The sequence below is a fragment of the Blautia sp. AF17-9LB genome (genome assembly GCF_003479185.1).
Classification (GTDB): domain Bacteria; phylum Bacillota; class Clostridia; order Lachnospirales; family Lachnospiraceae; genus Fusicatenibacter; species Fusicatenibacter saccharivorans.
In genome coordinates, this window is the sequence record NZ_QUGU01000016.1 from 72423 (window position 1) to 92929 (window position 20507).

General features: G+C 49.6%; 11 protein-coding genes. All 11 read right to left on the reverse strand.

The features are described from left to right. Nucleotides 1-184: 184 nt before the first annotated feature. Nucleotides 185-1399 carry a hypothetical protein gene (locus DWX00_RS15635; RefSeq protein ID WP_118595674.1) on the reverse strand — a complete coding sequence of 405 codons (1215 nt, stop codon included), beginning with the start codon at nt 1397-1399 and terminating at the stop codon, nt 185-187. 21 nt (nt 1400-1420) lie between these two features. Then, nucleotides 1421-1657, reverse strand: coding sequence for a hypothetical protein (locus DWX00_RS15640; protein WP_055266947.1), 237 nt, complete (start codon nt 1655-1657; stop codon nt 1421-1423). 308 nt (nt 1658-1965) lie between these two features. After that, entirely contained in the window at nt 1966-5691 is a 3726-nt protein-coding gene (gene rpoC, locus DWX00_RS15645; protein WP_118595675.1) for a DNA-directed RNA polymerase subunit beta', read from the reverse strand. 38 nt (nt 5692-5729) lie between these two features. After that, nucleotides 5730-9569 carry a DNA-directed RNA polymerase subunit beta gene (gene rpoB / locus DWX00_RS15650; RefSeq protein WP_117510452.1) on the reverse strand — a complete coding sequence of 1280 codons (3840 nt, stop codon included), beginning with the start codon at nt 9567-9569 and terminating at the stop codon, nt 5730-5732. 350 nt (nt 9570-9919) lie between these two features. Beyond that, entirely contained in the window at nt 9920-11470 is a 1551-nt protein-coding gene (locus DWX00_RS15655; protein WP_117761434.1) for a carboxylesterase/lipase family protein, read from the reverse strand. 165 nt (nt 11471-11635) lie between these two features. Further along, nucleotides 11636-14125, reverse strand: a complete 2490-nt coding sequence (locus tag DWX00_RS15660) for a GH39 family glycosyl hydrolase (protein ID WP_158578881.1) — start codon at nt 14123-14125, stop codon at nt 11636-11638. Nucleotides 14126-14238: 113 nt separating this feature from the next. Next, nucleotides 14239-15912, reverse strand: a complete 1674-nt coding sequence (locus DWX00_RS15665; protein WP_118595677.1) for an alpha-glucosidase — start codon at nt 15910-15912, stop codon at nt 14239-14241. Between the two features lie 149 nt (nt 15913-16061). After that, nucleotides 16062-17756: a CocE/NonD family hydrolase gene (locus tag DWX00_RS15670; RefSeq protein ID WP_158578883.1), complete on the reverse strand. Its 1695-nt coding sequence runs from the start codon at nt 17754-17756 to the stop codon at nt 16062-16064. 4 nt (nt 17757-17760) lie between these two features. Beyond that, nucleotides 17761-18060, reverse strand: coding sequence for an AtuA-related protein (locus tag DWX00_RS15675; protein ID WP_022462826.1), 300 nt, complete (start codon nt 18058-18060; stop codon nt 17761-17763). Nucleotides 18061-18193: 133 nt separating this feature from the next. Continuing rightward, nucleotides 18194-19546 carry an acyclic terpene utilization AtuA family protein gene (locus tag DWX00_RS15680; protein WP_118595679.1) on the reverse strand — a complete coding sequence of 451 codons (1353 nt, stop codon included), beginning with the start codon at nt 19544-19546 and terminating at the stop codon, nt 18194-18196. A gap of 195 nt (nt 19547-19741) precedes the next feature. Beyond that, nucleotides 19742-20224: a helix-turn-helix domain-containing protein gene (locus DWX00_RS15685; RefSeq protein WP_055220827.1), complete on the reverse strand. Its 483-nt coding sequence runs from the start codon at nt 20222-20224 to the stop codon at nt 19742-19744. Between the last annotated feature and the right edge of the window lie 283 nt (nt 20225-20507).

Consider the following 20507-nt stretch of genomic DNA (forward strand, 5'->3'; position numbering starts at 1 on the left):
CACAGGTCTTTCACCTGTCCAGCCTGATTATCCTCTCTGCTTAAGAGTAACTGCAAAATTTTAACGTTGCCAGAACAACAGAAGCAAACACCTTATGCCTCATGTCCTATTTTAGGAAGAGATTTCTCTCTTGGTATTTCTATTGTACGCAGAGTTCTCAGAAATATCAACCGTTTTCTCAAAATCACTTCGACAGCTCAACGCCCTTCAGGAAATCGCTGCCCATCACCCATTTTTCGTTTTCCAGCGTCACAACGGACTCGAGTTTCCAGGTGACGGTCTCTATTTTGGTTTTGCGGAAGAAATGGAGGAAACGGGTTCGTCGCTCGATCGCAGCGGTCACGTTGGTTTCGATCTTCATCTGGTTGGATTCGTTGGTTACGGTTGTGGAGACGCTGCTCACGGTGATGCTGGTGATTCCGGTGTTGGTGTCGCTGTTCAGGTAGGCATCGCAGAGCTGCTGGTACTGTTCTTTGGCGGTTTTCTGTACGGCGGTGTCGGCGGAAAATTCATTTTTGATGGTGCTGAAGGATTTTCCGGCGGCTGCGGCTGTGAATACCTTGTCCAGGGACTCTTCTGCGCGGTCGGCGATGGTTTTGCCGGTGGAATCGTTGAGTTTTAAATCCGGCAGGAATTCCATGCTGCTGTTGTCCTGCACGAGGACGATCTCGCGGTATGGGTCTTTCTGTTTTTCGGTCAGTTCAATGGTGTGGCCGCCGAGGAAGAGATACGGGATTTTGTAGATGCTGACGTTATCTGCCGTCTCTTTTAAATACTTTTTCCCGACCTGCACGCCGTCCAGATAGAACGAGGCATCCGCCGGGACGGTGATTTCGACATCCGTCACGCAGCTGTCTTTCGGCACAACGTACCACTCTTTGAAGTTCCATTTTACGGTATCCCCGGCGGCGATCTCCAATGTTTCTTCCTGCGAGTCGCTCACGCCTTTTAACGTGTACCGCACAGTATAAATCCTGTTTTCCCCGGTCTCAAGATTCTGTTTTCTGCGCATGAAAAAGCTCTTGATCTCCGGTGTTTCCTGCCCGTCAGTGCCGTCCTGTTTTGCTTTCCAGGTCATTGCATTGACGTAGTTCTTCCGCGACAGAAACGTGCTGTCCGGGAACTGGCATACATCGTATGCACTGTTCCAGTCTCCTGCCAGGCATGCTTCCACATAATTCCGTCCTGCCGCCTGCGGCGCATACAGATACGCGCCTGCCATAAAAAATACGGCGCACAGAATCAGAAACAGACTGAGATTCACGATCAGAATCCGCAGACTCATCGGCAGATCACGAAATTTTGCCGCCCGTATTTTCACAGAAAGCTCCGTCGTCTCTTCTCCGTCTTTTTCCACATGGCGGAATCTTTTTCCTTTTCTTTTCCACTTCTGGAGCATAGTTTACCTCATCTTTTCCTCTTATTTAGACTGTTCTTTCACCGCATACGTATGCACCCGGTCGCTCTTCTGGCTGTATGCCTCTCCCTCGGAATAATACTCCTCCGATGTCGTGGAAAAACGCGTAATCGTCTCTTTCACACGCTCTCCCGCCGTTTGCTGGTGGAGAAACAGCGCTGCAATCATCAGAATCACAAATATATCCAGAATCAGTACCGCCGCATTTGCCACGATGCCAGGTAATTTTTTTATCCACATAGGCTTCCCTCTTTTCTGTCTCCATTGTAACAAAATGCTCCCGAAAACACAAGGAAAGCAGAGACCCCGGCGAACCGAAAATTCTCTGCTTTTCACAAATGACATATTTATTTTTTAACCTTGTTTCAATCCACAGTCGGTAATTTCACAGAGTCTGACATGTCAGCAGAATGCTGACTGTGGTTTGCCTCATGTCAGTGGGGGATACCGATTTCTCTCCGCCCGCCACTGCCGTTAACTTTCTTATTTGCAATTCATCTCACCACCTATAGAGGTGGGAGAATCCTTGCTATTATTTGTTGAAGGGTTTACTCCTCGGTATCATCCTTTGACGGAATCATTTCCTCAAAGTCGAAGTCGAGCATCGGCTCTTCCTCTTCAGCTGACGGCTCTTCAACCGGAGCTTCTGCCATCGGAGCTGCCGGAGCATCGTCCTCAAGATCTTCGGTCAGAATCAGATCCTCGTCCTCTTCTTCCTCGATCATGCTGTCGGTATTCAGATGAATGTTGCTGTAACACTTCATACCGGTACCGGCCGGGATCGGTTTACCGATGATAACGTTCTCTTTCAGGCCTACCAGATGGTCAACCTTACCCTTGATAGCAGCGTCGGTCAGAACCTTGGTGGTCTCCTGGAAGGATGCTGCGGACAGGAAGGAATCGGATGCCAGGGATGCTTTGGTAATACCAAGCAGAACCTGTTTTCCTTCTGCCGGCTCTTTGCCTTCTGCGATCAGCGCTTTGTTGGTCTCATCATACTCCAGGAAGTCTACCATGTCGCCCGGAAGGAATTCGGTATCTCCGTTTTCCTCGATGCGGATCTTCTTCAGCATCTGGCGAACGATAACCTCGATGTGCTTATCGTTGATTTCTACACCCTGCAGACGGTAAACTCGCTGTACCTCGCGGAGCATGTAATCCTGAACGGCACGTACGCCTTTGATCTTCAGGATATCGTGCGGGTTTACAGAACCTTCGGTCAGCTCGTCTCCGGCTTCCAGAACCGTTCCGTCAGCGATCTTGATACGGGATCCGTAAGGGATCAGGTATGTCTTGGATACGCCATCGTCCGGATTGGTAACCACGATTTCGCGTTTTTTCTTGGTGTCTTTGATCTGTGCAACACCAGGGATCTCGGTGATGATAGCAAGTCCTTTCGGCTTTCTTGCCTCGAAAAGCTCCTCGACACGAGGAAGACCCTGTGTGATATCTCCACCGGCAACACCACCGGTATGGAAGGTACGCATGGTCAGCTGTGTACCAGGCTCACCGATCGACTGTGCTGCGATAATTCCGACAGACTCACCAACCTGTACTGCTTCGCCGGTTGCCATGTTGGCGCCATAGCATTTTGCGCAGATTCCGTTACCGGAACGGCAGGTAAGAATGGTACGGATTTTTACTTTTGTATAATGCTCACCGTTCTCGTTGATGCCGTCTTTGATGACACGGGCAGCACGTTTCGGGGTGATCATATGGTTTGCTTTTACAATGACATTGCCGTCCTTGTCTTTGATCGTCTCGCAGGAGAAACGACCTGTGATACGATCCTGCAGACTCTCGATCTGCTCTTTTCCGTCTGTGAACTCGCTGACCCACATACCCGGAATTTCGTCCTTGCCCTCGGCACAGTCGATTTCACGGATGATCAGGTCCTGAGAAACGTCTACCAGACGACGGGTCAGGTAACCGGAGTCGGCGGTACGAAGCGCGGTATCGGACATACCTTTTCGTGCTCCATGTGCGGACATGAAGTATTCCAGTACCTGAAGACCTTCACGGAAGTTTGACTTGATCGGCAGCTCGATGGTGTGTCCGGTTGTATCGGCCATCAGTCCTCGCATACCGGCCAGCTGTTTGATCTGCTTATCGGAACCACGGGCTCCGGAGTCAGCCATCATGAAGATGTTATTGTATTTATCCAGTCCGTCGAGCAGTGCTTTTGTCAGCGCATCGTCGGTCTTCTTCCAAGTATCTACAACCTCTTTGTAACGCTCTTCGTCTGTAATCAGACCACGTTTGAAGTTTCTTGTAATCTTGTCTACCGTTGCCTGTGCTTCGGCGAGCATCTCCGGCTTCTGCGGCGGCACGGTCATATCGGAAATGGATACGGTCATGGCTGCACGGGTGGAGTATTTATATCCGGTTGCCTTGATATAGTCCAGAACCTCTGCGGTTTTGGTAGCTCCGTGTGTATTGATGACTTTTTCCAGAATCTGTTTCAGCTGTTTCTTTGCAACGAGGAAATCAACCTCAAGCGCAAGCTCGTTACCCGGAACCGTACGGTCTACGTATCCCAGATCCTGCGGCAGAATCTCATTGAAGAGGAATCTTCCGAGTGTGGAGCTTACGTTCTGCTGCATTACAGTACCATCTTCCATCTCTTTTTCGCAGCGGATGGTAATCTTGGTCTGCAGGGTAATGTATCCGTTCTCGTATGCCAGGATGGCTTCGTTCATATCGCGGAAGAAGCTTCCTTCGCCCTTCTCGCCCGGACGCTCCTGTGTCAGATAGTAGATACCAAGAACCATATCCTGGGAAGGAACGGCTACCGGACCACCATCGGACGGTTTCAGCAGGTTGTTCGGAGAAAGAAGCATGAAACGGCACTCTGCCTGCGCTTCTACAGACAGCGGCAGATGGACAGCCATCTGGTCACCGTCGAAGTCGGCGTTGAATGCGGTACAAACCAGCGGGTGAAGCTTAATTGCTTTACCTTCTACCAGAATCGGCTCGAACGCCTGGATACCCAGACGATGCAGTGTAGGGGCACGGTTCAGCATAACCGGATGCTCTTTGATGACGTCCTCGAGAACGTCCCATACCTGCGGCTCGAGTTTCTCGACCATTTTCTTTGCGTTTTTGATGTTGTGTGCAGTACCGTTGGAAACCAGCTCTTTCATAACGAACGGTTTGAACAGCTCGATTGCCATTTCTTTCGGCAGACCGCACTGGTAAATCTTCAGTTCCGGTCCTACGACGATAACGGAACGGCCGGAATAGTCAACACGTTTACCAAGAAGGTTCTGACGGAAACGGCCGGATTTACCCTTCAGCATGTCAGACAGAGATTTCAGCGGACGGTTTCCAGGACCGGTAACCGGACGGCCACGGCGTCCGTTGTCGATCAGGGCATCAACTGCCTCCTGAAGCATACGTTTCTCGTTGCGCACGATGATATCCGGTGCACCGAGCTCCAGCAGTCTCTTCAGACGGTTGTTACGGTTGATGATACGGCGGTACAGATCATTCAGGTCGGATGTTGCAAAACGTCCTCCGTCAAGCTGTACCATAGGACGCAGATCCGGCGGAATAACCGGAACCGCATCGAGGATCATCCACTCCGGACGGTTTCCGGACTCACGGAATGCCTCAACAACCTCAAGTCTCTTGATGATGCGGGCTCTCTTCTGTCCGGTAGAATCTTTGAGACCTGCCTTTAATTCAGCAGACTCTTTTTCCAGATCGATTGCCATCAGAAGCTCTTTGATGGACTCAGCACCCATGCCTGCACGGAAGCCGTTTCCGAACTCCTCTCTGGCATCCTGGTATTCTTTCTCGGTCAGAACCTGTTTGTACTGTAATTTGGTATCGCCTGCATCAAGAACGATGTAGTTTGCGAAATACAGAACCTTCTCCAGAGTTCTCGGAGACAGATCCAGGATCAGTCCCATACGGGACGGAATTCCTTTGAAATACCAGATGTGGGATACCGGAGCTGCCAGCTCAATGTGTCCCATACGCTCACGGCGCACACTGGATTTTGTTACTTCTACGCCGCATCGGTCGCAGATTACGCCTTTGTAGCGAATTTTCTTATATTTACCGCAATGGCACTCCCAGTCTTTGCTTGGTCCGAAGATTCTTTCGCAGAACAGACCGTCTTTTTCCGGTTTCAGCGTTCTGTAGTTGATGGTCTCCGGTTTTTTTACCTCGCCATGGGACCACTCCCGGATTTTCTCCGGGGAGGCAAGTCCTATTTTGATGGCATCAAAGCTCATCTGGTAATTTTCTTTTTTTGCTGTTTCTGGCATTTGATTACCCCTTTCCTCGCAAAGCGAAGATCTACAAGTTACATGTCATCATCTGAACTTTCATCCAGATCAAGATAAGAGTCTTCTTCTTCATCCTCTTCCACATCTACCATTTCTTCTCCGTCAAATTCTTTCTTGGAGAATCCATAGTCACCAAATCTCTCGTCCTCTCTGTCAGAGTAACGGTCTCCCTCGATGATGTGGTTCAGGTTGGTATCACCGTAATCAACTGATTCCATAATTTTAACTTCGGTATTGTCATCACGCAGTACGCGGACATCGAGTGCCAGGGACTGCAGCTCTTTCAACAATACTTTGAAGGATTCCGGAATACCAGGCTCCGGAATATTGTCGCCCTTGATGATGGCTTCGTATGTCTTCACACGGCCAACCACATCGTCAGACTTCACAGTCAGGATCTCCTGCAGCGTGTAGGATGCACCGTACGCCTCAAGAGCCCAAACCTCCATCTCTCCGAAACGCTGTCCACCGAACTGAGCTTTACCACCCAGAGGCTGCTGTGTAACGAGGGAGTATGGGCCGGTAGAACGGGCATGAATCTTATCGTCTACCAGGTGATGCAGTTTCAGGTAATGCATGTGTCCGATTGTCGTTCTTCCATCGAACGGCTCACCGGTACGTCCGTCGCGGAGCTGTACCTTACCGTCTCTTGCGATATCAACACCCTTCCACAGTTCTCTGTGATCCAGATGCTCTTCCAGATACTGATATACTTCCGGAAGCAGAATATCTTTATATTTCTCGGAGAATGCATCCCATTCCATGTTTACATAATCGTTTGCCAGTTCCAGGGTATCCTGAATATCTTTCTCGTTTGCGCCGTCGAAGATCGGAGTGGAAACGTTGAATCCAAGCGCTGCTGCTGCAAGGCTCAGGTGGATCTCCAGCACCTGTCCGATGTTCATACGGGACGGCACACCCAGAGGATTCAGCACGATGTCCAGCGGACGTCCGTTCGGCAGGAACGGCATATCCTCTACCGGAAGTACACGGGAAACGACACCCTTGTTTCCGTGACGACCAGCCATCTTATCGCCGACAGAGATTTTTCTCTTCTGTGCGATGTAGATGCGGACTGCCTGGTTTACTCCAGGAGAAAGTTCGTCGCCGTTTTCACGGGTAAATACTTTGGCGTCCACGATGATACCATACTCACCGTGCGGTACTTTCAGGGAAGTATCACGTACTTCTCTTGCTTTCTCGCCAAAGATGGCACGGAGCAGACGCTCCTCTGCGGTCAGCTCGGTTTCTCCCTTCGGAGTTACTTTTCCGACCAGAATATCACCGGCACGTACCTCTGCACCGATGCGGATGATTCCACGCTCGTCCAGGTCTTTTAAGGCTTCATCGCCGACGCCCGGAACGTCTTTTGTGATCTCTTCCGGTCCAAGCTTGGTGTCACGGGCCTCTGCCTCGTACTCCTCGATGTGGATGGAAGTGTAAACATCATCCTGTACCAGACGCTCGCTAAGAAGAACGGCGTCCTCGTAGTTATATCCTTCCCAGGTCATAAATCCGATCAGCGGGTTTTTACCAAGAGCAAGCTCGCCCTGGTAGGTAGACGGACCGTCTGCGATTACTTCGCCGGCCTCTACATGGTCACCTTTAAATACGATCGGTTTCTGGTTGTAGCAGTTGCTCTGGTTGCTTCGCATGAATTTGGTCAGATGGTAAACATCTTTTGTTCCGTCATCATTGTTCATGCGGATCTCGTTGGAGCAGGAATAGGAAATGGTTCCTGCTTTTTTTGCAACGACGCAGACACCGGAGTCTACGGCTGCTTTTGCTTCGATACCGGTTCCTACAACAGGAGCATCGGTGATCATCAGCGGTACGGCCTGACGCTGCATGTTGGATCCCATCAGCGCACGGTTCGCATCGTCGTTCTGAAGGAACGGGATCAGCGCCGTAGCAACGGAGAATACCATCTTCGGAGACACGTCCATGTAATCAAACATGTGCGGCTCGTAGGACTGGGTCTCATCCAGATAACGTCCGGAAACGTTCTTGTTGAGGAAGTGTCCTTCTGCATCCAGCGGCTCATTTGCCTGTGCTACATGGTAATTATCCTCTTCATCTGCGGTCATGTAGACTACTTCGTCGGTAACACGCGGATTTTTCGGATCTGATTTGTCAATTCTTCTGTATGGAGCCTCAACGAAGCCATACTCGTTGATGCGCGCATACGATGCCAGAGAGTTGATAAGACCGATGTTCGGTCCCTCAGGAGTCTCGATCGGGCACATTCTTCCGTAATGGGAGTAGTGTACGTCTCGAACCTCGAATCCGGCACGGTCACGGGACAGACCGCCAGGTCCAAGGGCGGAAAGACGTCTCTTGTGCGTCAGCTCTCCAAGCGGGTTATTCTGATCCATGAACTGGGACAGCTGGGAAGATCCGAAGAACTCTTTGATTGCAGCTGTAACCGGTTTGATATTGATCAGGGACTGCGGAGAAATTCCGTCGATGTCCTGTGTTGTCATACGCTCACGTACCACACGCTCCATACGGGACAGACCGATGCGGTACTGGTTCTGAAGCAGCTCACCTACGGCACGGATTCTACGGTTGCCCAGGTGGTCGATATCATCGGCATTTCCTGCGCCGTATTCCAGATGCATGTTGTAGTTGATGGAAGCGAAAATATCTTCCTTTGTGATATGTTTCGGAATCAGGTCGTGAATGTCACGTTTAATCGCCTGTTTGATCTCTTCGATATCGGTATTCTCCTCCAGGATCTTTTCCAGAACCGGATAGTATACTTTCTCGTTGATGCCAAGTTCTTCCTCGTCAACATCTACCCATGCTTTCAGATCTACCATTAAGTTGGAAAGAACTTTTACGTTTCTCTCCTCTGTCTGAATCCATACATACGGTACTGCTGCGTTCTGAATCTTGTCTGCGAGTTCCAGAGTAACGGTGGTGCCTTTTTCTGCAAGGATTTCACCGGTGGACGGATCTACAACATCCTCAGCGAGGATCTGGTTGCGGATACGGCTGCGCAGTGCAAGTTTCTTGTTGAATTTATAACGGCCTACCTTTGCCAGGTCATAGCGACGCGGGTCAAAGAACATGCTCATGATGAGGCTCTCTGCATTTTCTACTGCGAGAGGCTCGCCCGGACGAATTTTCTTGTACAGCTCGAGAAGACCTTCCTGATAGTTGGTGGAAGTATCTTTGGTGAAGCTTGCAAGAATCTTCGGCTCTTCACCGAACAGCTCTACGATCTCTGCATTGGAGCTTACTCCAAGTGCACGGATGAGGACTGTGATCGGAACTTTTCTGGTACGGTCTACGCGGACATAGAAGACGTCGTTGGAATCGGTCTCGTACTCCAGCCATGCTCCACGGTTCGGGATTACGGTACAGGAGAACAGTCTCTTTCCGAGCTTATCATGTGCGATGCCGTAATAAATACCAGGGGAACGTACCAGCTGGCTGACGATTACTCGCTCTGCACCATTGATAACGAATGTTCCTGTTGCTGTCATCAACGGCAGATCACCCATGAAAATTTCGTGCTCTGTGATCTCGTCTTTTTCCTTATTATATAATCTTACTTTTACCTTTAACGGTGCCGCATAAGTAGCGTCACGCTGTTTACACTCTTCGATTGAGTATTTTACGTCATCTTCACACAGTGTAAAGTCTACGAATTCAAGGCTCAGCCGTCCGCCGTAGTCGGAGATTGGTGAAATGTCATCAAAGACTTCCTTGAGTCCGCTTCTCAGGAACCAGTCATAGGAATCCTTCTGGACTTCAATCAAGTTGGGCATTTCCAATACTTCTTTTTGTCTCTGGTAACTCATTCGCATACTTTTTCCGGTAGGTATCGGACGTATTCTGTTTTTCTCCATTGACGTTGTCACCCCTTGTGTTATAATATATTTATTACCGCTCATGCCTGAACAAAAGGTTTTAGGCATATCTTGCCATAATAGTGCATTTTCTAGATTATCATGTTTTTTCAAGTGTGTCAACAAAACAGATTGTATTTTTTTCAGTACAATCTGTTTTTTACTGGTTTTTCTTCCGTGACCCTGTTAGAATAATACTTTAGATGTGATTGAAAGCACCGAATTTTCAGAAAAAACCGCCTGTTTGATTTTTTTATTTTTCAAATCAAACAGGCGGTTTTTTTATTCTAATTTTTTAATATTTCAGAGCTCCATCCCGATTTCGCTTATGCCGCGTCGAATCGTTCTTTTTAATGCTGAATATTGTCAGCCATCATGTCCATAAAGCTCCATGGTTTCAGAACTTTGTTGATCTCTGCAAACACTTTATCATCGTAGTTGTGTTTTACTTCCGTTTTGCGGTCAAACACCATGGTATCCGCATCCTCTGCTTCTACTTCCGGCCAGTGCGGGAGTCCGGCATGATCCGGGGTGCCGTTCTTTGCGAAGGCAAGAAGTGCTCCGAAGATTTCGCTTTCCAGTTTATCGCTGACATCCGGGATGCCACAAATTTCTACGAGATCTGCGTTTCCGAAGAAATATGGGATATCGGAGCAGTGCCATGCCGGCTTGCCGTGCTGGAACGGGAATTCCAGAGCGAAGTTGTAGAGATATGCTTTGCCGCCGCCTTTTGCGAACAGTTTGGCAAGTTTTACGGTCGGCTCACGCATTGCACGGTCGATGGCAAGAACATCTACGCCGTTCTTCTCCGGATATGCTTCTTTGAAAGCGTCCAGAACCTTTTCGGCATTGTCTCCATAAACCTTTTTGAGGATTTCCAGAATCTCTTCCGCTGTCAGTTTGTTCTTATCATAAGCTGCCGGTGCAAACGTTGCGAACTCGCCGTATACGGTTCCGATCATCATCGGAATCTGATGTGCATGCTCACGGAAGCCTGCGTCGAATGGATTTCCATAGAAGTAATCGCCCTTTTTCGGGCCGCCGCCGATGTAGCCGCCACTCTGTGCAATCGCCGGAGCCACTTTTGCATATGCAGCAGCAAGCTGCGGATACGGTACAGTTTCCAGCTGAGCCACATCGTCAAAGCCGAGCGCTTTCATCATTGCCGTAATAATCTCCGTGCCGTCTTTCTCTCCTGCGCCGAGCGGATCGTCCTCCATAACACCGCTCATGACAAGGCCTTTCTGGAACAGGCCGTCTGCTGATGGAATCTGCATCAGGTCAATCACCTTCATTCCGCCGCCGGACTGGCCGAAAATGGTTACATTCTCCGGATCGCCGCCGAACAGGGCAATATTGTCATGTACCCACTGCAGGGCTGCCACCATATCGGCGTGGCCTGCGTTTGCGGAGTTTTTGTATTTTTCCCCAAACGGAGACAGATCCAGATATCCTAAAATATTCAGTCTGTGGTTGACAGAAACAAGAATCGAATCACCTTTCTTTGCGATGCTGACGCCGTCATACGCAACCTGCTCGATGGAAGATCCCGCTGCGTATCCACCGCCGTGGAACCATACGAGAACCGGTTTTTTGGCTTCCGGATCAAGTTTGTTTGTCCAGATATTTAAGGACTGGCAGTGCTCATCCTGCGGCCAGTAGCGGTGCGGAACCATAAGCTCGCCGTTCGGTGTATCTTGGTTCTGAAGCGGGCATACAAAGCCGTAGTTTGTCGCATCCTTCACGCCATCCCATTTGGACGGAACCGGCATCTGGAAACGGTCTGCGTATGCATACGGAATTCCTTTGTAAATGTAAACACCGTCATAAAAATAACCTTTTAAATCGCCGGATGTGGTATGCAGCACCGGCACGCCATCGTAATCAAATATTTTCCCCATTTTGAAATACCTCTTTTCTGTAGAATTTAGCATTTATGTTGTTTTCAGTATAAACAATATTTTCGTCCTTTTCTACTCGAATTGTCGCAAGATCTTCTTATATTGTTGCTTTTTTTCCACTCTTTCTCTGTATTCTCCCACCGCGAGTGCAATTTTTTGAAGATTTTACAGAATCTGCTCCACCTCAATCAGCGCCGTCTCGTGCGGCTCCAGGCGTTCCTGCACCGTGAGGCTGCCTTCCGGGTCGGTTTCCTGCTCCCAGACACGGTATTCCGGGTCCGCACTGTGGCACAGCATCGCGCGCTCCATCCGGTTCATCCGCTCCGGAGCTCCCATCCGCACCCACGCATCGTAGCTGCTGCCGTGCTCTTTTGTCACTTTATACAGCCGCAGGCAATATTTTCCCGGTTCCAGTCCGGTCAGTTTCACTGAAAAGGTCCGGATTTCCCCCATATTGAATACGCGGTAACGGTCCGTGCGGGAAATATTCACGGCATGGCGGTAGCGGTACAGCATATCGTAGTGAACATAGTTGTACAGGTAAATCTGGCTTTGGTTTTTCTCCGGCTCCGTGCTGATAAAATAGCCGTCCCCACGCTTCACCAGACGAGATCCCATTCTGCCGAGCAGCCGCAGCGCAGTGCAGACCGCCTTTGGAATGCCGTTCATCGTGAACAGCCCAAAACCTCCATGATACGTTTCCCGCGCCGGAAATACTTCATCCAAACGGTCATTGACCGAGAAATACGCAATTCCCTGCAGCGCCTCTTCATTTTCCAGAAGATTTTTAAACAGCCATGCCGCTTTATAACAGGTATCGTTGCACAGATCCCTCTGCCAGATGTTGCTGCTGCACTCATCCACCAGAACCGGCAGTGCACCAAGCCCAGCCTTCTGCAGCAGACCTTTTACCTTCTCCCCGCGGTTCCGCAGAAAATCCGGGTCGCGGCTCACAATCATATTGACGCTCTCGTTGTTCTGGATCAGATTCATTTTCTCCTCTTCCTCTCCATAGATCACCGTGCCAAACGAGCGGAATGCAAAAATTTCCGGCACACATTCCTTTTCCTTCATAGTTTCGATAAAGGCTTTGAGATGTTCCTCCGGTCCAAGACCAAAGGAAAGACATGTTACAAGATCCGGGCTCACACGTTTCATCTCCTCGTACGATGCTTTCCACGTCTCAAAGAACTCATCTCCTCCATCAATCGTGATCACGTCTCCGCTGATCCACGGGTTGAAAATCCAGCGCCGCATCTGGTTGATTCCATACCGTTCCCTTAGATGTTCCATCAGGTTTTTGATCAGCATGCGCCACTCAGCCAGATCTCGCGGAGAGCTGCTTAGCGCCGGACGCATCGTTCTTCCCGGGTCTGTTTTTGCCAGCAGCAACGGCATATGGCCGAATTCCAGCAACGGCTTCGCTCCCGTGGAAAGGATGAAATCGATCACCTCATCAATATAGTTCCAGCAGAACTGAATCTCGCCCCACATATTCCGCCGAAGTACGCACATATCATCATCAAGAATTCCTTTTACGCGGATCAGCTCATAGCCGAGCTCCTGCACCAGCTGTTCCAGCTCATCCTGCACCTCGCGGTTCAGCACACTTGCCGCATAGCCAGCATTGATCACGCGCTTCCAGTGGCCTGCCACTCTTGGTTTCCGTCCGTTTACTGCCGCTGTCACGGAAACGGCACTCTCATTTATCGTCTCAATCTCCTGCTCCGTGACCGCTGCATACTGCAGGAGACTCTGGAAAATATCATGGTCTCCCGCCGCCTCTTCCCGCTCTTTTCCTTTCTTTTCACGCTGTTTTACTGTATATTCCATCTGCTTCCGGTATTCGCTCGGTGTCATACCGCGGTATTTGCGGAATGCGCGGATCATCGCCGTCTCATTGACAAATCCATTGTGATAGGCAATCTCCGTCAGCGTTGCGCCGCTGTGCATTTCCTGTACGGCATGCGCCAGGCGCACCTGCGTCACGTACTCCCGAAATGATACACCGAAATACTGCGGAAAGCTCCGTGAAATATAGGCACGGCTCAGATAAAGATGATCCGCCAGATCCTCCAGCGTAATCTCTTCCCGGCAATGCTGCAGAATATAGTCTGATGCCCGCTGAATGCGTTCCCTTCCGCCCCGGCCCTGTTCCACCTTTTCCCCGGATGTAAAGTAAAAAAGCAGATCCTCCAGAAGCGCCGTCACACGGCTTTTCATATAGATCGGTTGTTCCTCATTATTCTTGTACATCTCAAGAAAGATCCGTGCCATATCCCGCCGGATCAAATCAAATTTTTCCTGCTTATCTTCCATATAAAAAAACGACTGACATTTGACTTCACATTTCAGCAGCTTAATGTGAAATGAATCAATCATCTCCGCTGAAACGCAGAGCGACAGAGCAAGTCCGTCTTCGTCCAGATCCAGGTCACAGATCTGAAACCGGTTGATCGCAAAGATAGATCCCATCGGGAGATTGTGAACTTCCCCGTCCTCGTAGCTGACTCTTCCGCTCCCACGAAGCAGAAATAAAAGTTCAAAATCCGGATTCCACAGTTCCCGTTTCTTCTCCGGCCGGAGTAGCCGAAAACGAAATCCCGGCATTTCCTGTTTTGTTCCTCTCATCATTATTTCTTCGTCTCTTTCCATTCCACACCTCATAATAGATTTTTTCTGTTGTATTGTACCACAAAAAAGATCCCACAAAAAGATCTTCTCCTTTTGTGGGACCGATTTTTCGGTTTTTGTTTTAGTTTTTGCAATTATTCCTTCACCTTCAGCACCAGACACTGATACGGCTGCAGACGGATCGTTTCCTCGCCCGCCTCGCAGGTGTCATAGTTATTCAGAAGTACTTCTTCGATTGTATCTGTAAATGGCAATGTAATGCCATCCGCAAGAGAAGTAGTAAGGATCAGAATATTATTCTTCTCATCCTTCCTGCGGTACGCCAGAACGCCGCTTACCGTCTCGTATTCCGGAATCAGCGTTCCGTAGAGGAAGGTTTCTTCCAGATCTTCACGTCGTCTTACCGCCACCATTTTGCGGTAGAACCACAGCAGGGAATCAGGATCTTTTTCCTCGGTCTCATAGTTCAGTTCCGTATAGTTTTTATTCACCGGGAACCACGGCGTACCTGTTGTGAATCCCGCCTCGGCAGATGCATCCCACTGCATCGGAGTTCTGCTGTGCTCGCGGCTCTCGCGGTTGATCTGCTCGAGCGCTTCCGCATCCGTTTTTCCTTCAGCAATCAGGCGGTCGTAAATAGCAAAGGTCGGTTTATCGACGAATCCCTGAATGGACTGTTTCGGGTCGTCGCGCATGCCGATTTCCTGTCCCTGATACAGGAACACAATACCCGGCAGGAAGAAATTAGTGACCGGAAGCATTTTTTCGCTGTAGAGGTTCTGATCCTCCGGCATCAGGAACCGGTCGATGCTGCGCGGTTTGTCATGATTTTCAAGGAAATTACAGAGCATGCCGCGGCCATCCACGATTTTCTGTGCCGCAAAAAGCTGATCGCGATAATCGTCAAACAGCGCCACGGTATTGCCCCATTTCGGGTTACGCACATTGTCGAGGGTGTGACAAAAATCGAAAACGGACGAGAAACTGCCGTTTTCCCCAATCACATCCTCCACATCCTCCGGTCCCATGTGATCGTACTCTCCGATCGTCAGCGCATCGGTCGGTGCAAAGGTGCGCTCCTTCATTTCACACAAGATATCGGCAAGACCGTCTACATTGTTGAAATACTCGAACGCCATATTGTACTCGTCCGGTCCATCCGGCGGAAGGTTGGTGTACTGATAATTCTTTTTCAGATGGCTGATCGCATCAAGACGGAATCCGCCAAGTCCCAGATCCATCCATTTTAAAATCATCTCATAAATTTCTTCCCGCAATTTGGGATTCTCCCAATTGAGATCCGGCTGCTCTTTTGTGAAGATGTGGAGGTAATACAGATTATCATATCCCGGTACTTTCTCCCATGCGCTGCCGCCGAAAATCGACCGCCAGTTGTTCGGCTCTTTGCCGTCTTTTCCTTCCCGGAACACATAATACTTTCCGTACTTTCCAAACGGATCTTTGAGTGCCGCCTGAAACCACGCATGCCGGTCAGAGGAATGATTCACGACGAGATCCATCAGGATGCGGATGCCGCGCTTTTTTGCCTCCGCGATCAGCTCCTTCATGTCCTCCATCGTTCCAAACGACGGGTCGATATCCATGTAATCGGAAATATCGTATCCGTTATCTACCATCGGGGATGCAAACACCGGGCAGAGCCAGATGACATTGGCTCCCAGCTTTTCTATTTTGTCAAGATGACGGATCACGCCTTTCAGATCCCCGATTCCATCTCCGTTGGTATCCTGAAAACTCTTCGGATAAATCTGGTATCCAACCGTTTTGTGCCACCACTTTTTCTCCATTGCTTTTCTCCTGTTCATTTTGTTTTTATGATGCGGGCCGTTCTTTAGGTTTACCGCAAAACCTATAGTATTTTCACTATATCACAAAAGAATGGATTGTGCTACTTTTTTCTTTTTGATTTTTCCTATGTTCGCCTTACCGTTACGGCTCACTGTTTTTTCATCAGCGGCAAAATCACGCAGGAAGCAGCTTTTCCGCCCATATGAATGGTCTGATGTGCAATTTTATTTTCCGTTTTTTCCGACCACAGCCCTTTCTGATTGCTGTGGACATGGTACTGCGGAAAGTCGGAAGAGGAAATATCTACACGAATGCGGGAACCCTTTGGAATCGTGTATACAATATTCCACATAGTAATCTGTACCTCTGCCACGCTGCCCGGTTCATAGGCTCCAGCCTCCGTTTTTCCCTGCTCCAATGTTGCAATCGAGGAACGAATGTTGTACGCTTTTCCTTCCGGCGTTACCTCCATGATTTTAGCGGTAAATGCCGTATCCTCGCAATCACTTTCCACGAACAGACGGACGGAAGCTTTTCCGTTCAGCGTGAAAGTTTCTTCCAGCGGTTCTGATACAAAGCTCAGGACATCCTCACGATAATCCGGTTCCGGCTGAAGATGGCTGCCGATCTGCGGCATCGTATGCAGAAGGGCTTCTCCGCCGATGCTCTCGACGGGAGTGGCCGGGTCAAACGTGTAGTTTCTCGTTTTTTCCCGTTCCGGCGCGTCTTCCCGCAGTGTTTTCTCATCCAGATACAGCGTCATGCTTCCCGCAGTTTCTTCTTCTCCCAGTCCGTCGGACACGCTATCAATCCAACGGTCTGAGCCGATCTCATAGGCACGGATCCGCTGTGTTGGGATTTCTTTTTGTTTCAGCGTCAGCTCAAACCATTCCAGCATCTTTGGAATTTCTTCATTCTGCGGGTGCAGCACCTCTTTGCCCTCGAGGCAGATCTGGAAAAAGTGGTTCCAGGCGCCGATTTCGAGCCAGCTGTGCTGTTTTGTTTCCGCGTTCAGCCGCTCCCACGTTTTCATACTGCTGCCGTGGTGATGATCGTACCAGCCGCTTAAAAGATAAATCGGAACCTTCGTTTTTGATGGAATTTCCCGTAACTGTTTCCACCAGCCCGTCTGCCAGAGTGCCGCATCCGGGCTCGGGCTTGTGATGTATTCGCGGTAGGACGGAACACGCTGTCCCCACAGCGCCTCGTCCACTTCAATCTGCGGCAGATAACGGCAGCTTTCGCGATAGTCAGCATTCACTGGTTTTTCCGCATTTTCCATCGACCATGCGGTCAGGATATCGTGGCGGAAGCAGCCCTTCTCGTAGGCTGATACAAAACGATCCGTTCCATAGTCCTCCAGAAACATTGTGGCAACTTTCCCCTCCGCGGCATCAGCGAACGCCCAGCCGGTCATGCTTGTGTAGGAATGGCCCCAGTAGCCTAAGATTTCGCACCATGGCTGCTCCACAAGGTAATCCATGGTGTCAATGCCATCGTTCCGCTCATTAATGTTTGGCTCCCATTTTCCTTCCGACTGCTCTCTGCCGCGGCAATACTGGTAGACATACACATAACCCCTGCGCGCCAGTCCCTCGCCGTAGGCACGGTGAATACGGTCGTTGCCCGGATAGCAGGTACGAGTCAGGATGACGGGATATTTCTTGTTTTCTCCTGATCCGCCTTCCCTTGGAAAATAATAGATTGTATGCAGCTTCACACCATCGCGCATCTCGATCTGGCTGTCTTTTCTTTCAAATGCTGCACAGCTTTCGGAAACGCCGCTTTTCGCAAACTGTTCCTCCACGCGTTTTACCACTGCCGCCATAAAATCTTCTGCCATTGCCCTAAACCTCCATTTCCAGCAGTGCCATGCCGAGTGTCTTTCCATGTTTGTCCAGCGCCAGCGATCTTGTGACACCGCCGCCGAGTGTCTTGTCGAGGACAAAGTTCAGCGCATGGATTCCATCCAGTTCGTAGCGGGTTACTTTTCCGTGGCAGATTTCGCGGAAGTATTCTGCTACGCGTGCTTCTGTTACTTTTTCTTTCAGCATTTCATAATTGTTCTCATCATATGGGATCACCGAAATATTGGAGATCTCGCCTTTGTCACCCGTTCTTGCATGTGCAATTTCTTTTAATTTCATACTTCTTCCTTTCCTGTCCTTCGTTACTGTCTGTCGATTGCGGAAAATGGTTTTCCAGACACGTTCCGGCAATCTCTTCGTTTTATAACAATCCCAGCTCTTCTCCTGCTGACCGTAAGATCAGAGGCATCGATCAAACTTCAAAATACCGAATCTTCTGTGTTACGTCATCCCGCGGTACAAAAATTGAGCAGACCGAGACAACCTCGGACACCCGTTTCACAGCTCCGCCTCCCCCTGCCGGACCGTTGGTGTAGAGAGCTTCGACTTCATTTGCCAGCAGAACGGCATTTTTCCGGTCTTTCGTTCTGCCTGCGGCGCGGAGACGCACTTCACACGGAGTTCCACTTCCGATCTCCTTGGAAATTGCATCACGATACAGGGAATTGCATCCGATAAAATCAGTACGGTACTCTTCCAGCTCGATGCCTGTCAGTTCAATCCGCTTCTCCAGAATCTCCGCCGCCAGCTCCGCCCGTGCCATACAGTTGCTTCCGCCATAGGAAATTTCACCCTCACCGATGAAGCAGTCCTTGTAGCCGACACTCACTTTCAAAGTTTCCGGTCTTCCATGCGTTGTCGCATGCTCGGCGCGAACCTGGTTTTCCCCGATCTGCCGGAACGTCACCTTTGAAAAGTCCGCTGTTGCATCCGGGGTCAGGTAAGCCTTGGGGTTGTGGATTTCGTAGATCATCTGCTCTTTACAGGTATCCACACTCACCAGTCCGCCACTTCCCTCGACTTTTGTCACGGTAAATGCGCCTGTCTCGTCGATCTCAATGAGCGGGAATCCAAGTTTCCACAGATCCGGCACATCCTTGTAGCCCGGATCCGCAAAATAGCCGCCTGTCACCTGTCCGGCACACTCCAGCAGATGGCCTGCCAGAACCGCCTGTCCCATCTGATCCGGGTTGTCGTCAATGTTCCATCCGAACTCATATACCAGCGGTCCGATCGTCAGTGCAGGATCGGAAACGCGACCGGTAATGACAAGATTGGCGCCCTCTTTCAACGCTTTTGTGATGCCTTCTGCGCCCATATAGACATTTGCGGAAATCAGAACATCTTTTTTCTCTTTTAACAGCGTGCCATCCTCCAGCACCTTCTCATTTTCATATTTGTCCAGCTCTTCTGTAATATCATCGCCGGTCACACAGGCAATTTTCAATCCTCCGACACCCAGTTTTCTGGCAATTTCACACGTCCGTTCGGCAGCAGATACCGGGTTGGCAGCTCCCATATTGGTAATGACTTTTACTTTGTTTTTCGCCATCAGCGGGAGAATTTTTTCCATTCGGTAGTCGAGCAGCTGGTTGTATCCCTTCGACGGATCTTTCTCTTTGTCCTGCTGCCCGATCGCAACGGTGCGTTCCGCCAGACACTCGAAAATAATGTAGTCCAGATTTCCTTTTTCCATCAGCTCCACTGCCGGCTCAATGCGGTCTCCCGCATAGCCTGCGCCGCTTCCGATTCTGATTTTTTTCATGTTCTATGGCCTCGCTTTCTTTGATCTGAGATCATTGTAATGCGATATCCGGGCAGATACTACAAAAGGGATCGTAATTTCTAAAATTTTAGAAATCATGATCCCTCTTTTATGTGAGTTCTGTTACAGCAAAGACAGAAAATACCACAAAGCCCCAAAGCTGCAGAAATTCCGGCATTTCATTCTCCTTCTGTCTTATTCTTTGATTTTATTATATAACGTTGCCAGCGAAATTCCGAGTTCCTTTGCCGCTTTTTGCTTCCCTTCCATATCCCGTCCGTACAGCAACAACGTATTTTGGATCTCCTGCCGTTCAAAGCGGCGCACCCGCTCTTCCAGCGTCATGTGAGCCTCTGATTCCCGTTTTTCAAACTGTACGAGACTCGTCACAATTGAGATGCTTCCGCGGATCTGATGCTCTTCCCAGATCGGATAAACACTTGCAAAGTATTCCTGCGTTCCCTCTCTCCGCACCATTCCCTCGACCGGGATGCCGCTCCAAATGACTTCCGGAGCAATGGCAGATTTGCGGTAATCCGTGATTTTATGACCTTTCGCGGTTTCAAGCGGAACGCCGATGAAATCGCTGTAGACTTGATTAAAGAACACAATCCTGCTGTGCTGATCGCAGATCAGGATTCCCTGCTGTAGAGATTCCAGAACGGAATGTACCTGCATTTTTCGTTCCTCCCGTTTTCTCTTTCTGTACTCTCGGAGTCTTTCTGTCATGAGGATATTTAGCCCTTATACTCCTCCTTAAATGTCTTGTATAAATAGATCACATTCTCAATTTTATCTCCACGGTCGCAATTACATTTTGATACCACATGGCATCACCATACCTTCCGGCAATTTTTAACTTTATTGCCACAAAGTATGGACTCAGGTGAACCTCACATGACTAAAGCCACGTGCTTCCGGCCGCTTTAAGCGGCAGACCAAATATCGGCGGATACGCCTG

Coding starts and splice junctions, on each gene's coding strand:
- DWX00_RS15680 (WP_118595679.1), bottom strand. CDS start 19,546: ATGAAAAAAATCAGAATCGGAAGCGGCGCAGGCTATGCGGGAGACCGC.
- DWX00_RS15665 (WP_118595677.1), bottom strand. CDS start 15,912: ATGGAGAAAAAGTGGTGGCACAAAACGGTTGGATACCAGATTTATCCG.
- DWX00_RS15640 (WP_055266947.1), bottom strand. CDS start 1,657: ATGTGGATAAAAAAATTACCTGGCATCGTGGCAAATGCGGCGGTACTG.
- DWX00_RS15635 (WP_118595674.1), bottom strand. CDS start 1,399: ATGCTCCAGAAGTGGAAAAGAAAAGGAAAAAGATTCCGCCATGTGGAA.
- rpoB (WP_117510452.1), bottom strand. CDS start 9,569: ATGGAGAAAAACAGAATACGTCCGATACCTACCGGAAAAAGTATGCGA.
- DWX00_RS15670 (WP_158578883.1), bottom strand. CDS start 17,756: ATGGCAGAAGATTTTATGGCGGCAGTGGTAAAACGCGTGGAGGAACAG.
- DWX00_RS15675 (WP_022462826.1), bottom strand. CDS start 18,060: ATGAAATTAAAAGAAATTGCACATGCAAGAACGGGTGACAAAGGCGAG.
- DWX00_RS15660 (WP_158578881.1), bottom strand. CDS start 14,125: ATGGAAAGAGACGAAGAAATAATGATGAGAGGAACAAAACAGGAAATG.
- DWX00_RS15685 (WP_055220827.1), bottom strand. CDS start 20,224: ATGCAGGTACATTCCGTTCTGGAATCTCTACAGCAGGGAATCCTGATC.
- DWX00_RS15655 (WP_117761434.1), bottom strand. CDS start 11,470: ATGGGGAAAATATTTGATTACGATGGCGTGCCGGTGCTGCATACCACA.
- rpoC (WP_118595675.1), bottom strand. CDS start 5,691: ATGCCAGAAACAGCAAAAAAAGAAAATTACCAGATGAGCTTTGATGCC.